Below are 2,869 nucleotides of genomic sequence, written 5' to 3'. Positions count from 1 at the left end.
TCCTCCCGGTTTTACCGTTGCTGTGGCCAAAGATCGGGCGATCGAGTCTTTAATGCAAGTGGGGGATCAATTCATTTTAAATATTCTGGAAGAAGGCAATTATCAAACCCTGATGAAACACTTTTTAAAACGTTTCGGACCTGGGGAAGATCGTTTTGCAGGAGTCGATACTCACACCGCTAATAATGGTTCCCCAATTTTAGCCGATGCTCTCGCTTATTTAGAATGTGAGGTCGCTAGTCGCATGGAATGTGCTGACCACTGGATTGTTTACAATAAAGTCACCGATGGTCGCGTTTCTAAACCTGATAGTTTAACAGCTGTTCACCATCGCAAAGTCGGTAATTATTATTAGGATTTTTGCTTGATTTGACTGGTTGAGAAAATACAGATCAAGATGCTTGCTCTCAGCTTTTGAGATGGTTTAACCTCTCAACCAGTTAGTCATACTAAATCCGTTAAGTATAGGCTACATATCAGGATAGGCAATAGGCAATAGGCAAAAGGAGCAATAGATAATCATTTTTTAATAACCAGATTTAGTATCACATCTGATCACTGATTACTTACCCACTGATAACTGATAACTGAGACTAAATCCGTTGATTATAGGCTACATATCAGGATAGCCGAACGGCAAAATGGGAATAGATAATCAGTCTTTAATAACCGAATTTAGTACCAGACGCTTCATGAACTGGAAGTAAAAAAATTGTAGGGTTAATTCATGAATTAACCCTACACATCGTTTCCATTCAGGCGCTTCACAAATTGGAAGCAAGTTTCAAACATTGTTGGATTTGCTAATCGTGCCTAAGTTTCCATTCAGACGCTTCAGGAATTGGGTAGAGTCATAAACTCTAGTTAACAAAAGTCCAGCGTCCTTCCACCTGACCGTCAAGGAGTTGATGAGTACTTAAATATTCTTCAAGAACACCTTGGCTTGAAGTAGTAACAACTTTAGCGTTAGCTATTTCTTCAGGCGTGAGATTCAAACTCTTCAGCGAATTTTGATAATGATAATCTTGCACGCAGATTACATATAAACGATCAGCCTCTACAGGTTGTTCATTAATACTGAAAGATTCAATTGCTTTCTTAGTATTGTTATAAACTACTCGAACACCTTTGCTGATTTGATAACATTGACTTTCCCCAGGCTTTCTGTTTTCTGGGCGCAGAAAATGGGTAAATACCTTTGTCAGTTGCGCTCCAGTAACTTTAATTTTATAAAGAGAACCATCATACGGATAAACCTTCTTAAGATCTTCAAGAGTGACCACAGGCCCTAATTCTTTACCTCGTATGGAACCACTACCGACAAGCACGACATCAATCGTATCTATTTCTAAGAAGATATCAGCGATTAAATTACCTAACTCAGTTTCTTGTTCGCGCACGGGATGAGTCAATTGACGATTTAAACGGCTAACAATACGATTGTACTTGCGATCTACTTGTTCTTTGTAGGTATTGATAAAATTTTGCAAATCTACGTCAGGACTAGCTACCTGATCATTAATAGGAATAAGTTCCCATTTCCATTCGACAATGCTGTTCGTATCGTCGTCTACTGTAATATCGAAACGTCCGATCTGATCAGTCCCAACGGCGGCCTGGGTGATTAAAATGTTGTTTACTTGGGCAGGCTGTTCTAAAAGTGTATGAGAATGTCCACCAATGATCATGTCCACCCCCCACTCAGGGTCTAACATAGCCGCTAACTTTTGATCCTCTTCAAAACCAATGTGAGTTAGGAGAATTGTCAAATCAATATCTTCATTTTTGTAGGTATTACAGATCTTACCAACTTCAGCCGCTGCATCTTCTAGTCCAACAAATGTACCAATGCTTTTGTCCAGCTTTAAGGCACTAAGAACCTCTTCGGTGACAATACCAATGAACATAACATCAAATCCATCTACATTGAGGATGATATAGGGGTTCATCAACCTTTTACCGTACTTTTTAATGTACAAGTTGGCATTAACAATAGGAAAGTTTGCCATTTTTTCTAAGAAGAGCAAATGAGGAAAGCCATAGTCTAATTCGTGGTTTCCTAAAGTCACTACATTAGGTGCTAGGTAATTCATGATTTCCATGGTTGATAAGCCTTTAAATTCGGTATCAATCATCGAACCTTGAAGCATATCACCTGAAATAACATAAAGTGTATTTTTTTCCGTTTGACGCACTTGATTGATATAACCAGAAAGCAATGATAACCCGCCGATCAAACCACCTTGTCCAGTTTTAGCCTCCGCTAAAAAGTCGCCGTGCATATCATTGGAATGTAAAATCGTAAACTTTTTGAGTTTTGTTGTAGTTTCAACCATGAGTCTCTCCAGTAGTTTGAGTTGATTAAATGAAAGAGATAGTTTGATTTGGGTACTGCGAACGGTTTAAAGCTTGGCTTTCTGAATACCGTCAGAAGCTTGGTCTGTGATTTCTTCTAGCCGATCCAGAAAAAGTTCAGCTTTTAGCAGTTTAGGCTCTTCGGTTTGTGTTATGCAATGGAGGGGGGTTATAAAGGATAAAACCCTTACACAGAAAGACATTGCTTCGATTTATGCCCCCTGATCGAATCATGCCAAGTAACGAAGAGCCACAGCCCATAATATAGCATGACTTGCGCCAATGTAAAAACAGGGTGAGAGCATCACTGAGGAGTTCGGGATAGTGACAGTATTCACACTGGAACCTAGCGCGTTGTCGAACAATATGGTGGAGCGATTTAGGAATGACCATTTACTCTGGCGGCAATGACAGCGTTGATGTAGCTGAAAATTTGGTCGAGTTCGCCAATCGCTTCTAGCTCAAGGACTTCCTCCGGGGTGAGATCATCAGCTTTTTTCTTGTCAAGAAGCGT

2 protein-coding genes are annotated in these 2,869 nt (G+C 39.8%); one reads left to right on the top strand and one right to left on the bottom strand.

What is annotated here, in order from left to right; translation table 11 throughout:
- A partial coding sequence (locus PX482_RS10985) for a flavin reductase family protein (protein WP_288122438.1) occupies nucleotides 1–355 on the top strand: 355 nt, incomplete at its 5' end.
- A gap of 505 nt (nucleotides 356–860) precedes the next feature.
- Here PX482_RS10985 and PX482_RS10980 read toward each other — a convergent pair.
- Nucleotides 861–2,336 (bottom strand): bifunctional metallophosphatase/5'-nucleotidase, encoded by a 1,476-nt coding sequence (locus tag PX482_RS10980; RefSeq protein ID WP_002762888.1) that lies wholly within the window; start codon nucleotides 2,334–2,336, stop codon nucleotides 861–863.
- Nucleotides 2,337–2,869: the final 533 nt, after the last annotated feature.

Source organism: Microcystis sp. M53602_WE12, assembly GCF_030065455.1.
In the GTDB taxonomy this organism is placed as follows: domain Bacteria; phylum Cyanobacteriota; class Cyanobacteriia; order Cyanobacteriales; family Microcystaceae; genus Microcystis; species Microcystis aeruginosa.
This window is presented reverse-complemented; position numbering and strand designations above follow the sequence as displayed.

What these genes read in the sequence shown, in the direction of transcription:
- PX482_RS10980 (WP_002762888.1), bottom strand. Translation starts at nt 2,336, where the DNA reads ATGGTTGAAACTACAACAAAACTCAAAAAGTTTACGATTTTACATTCC.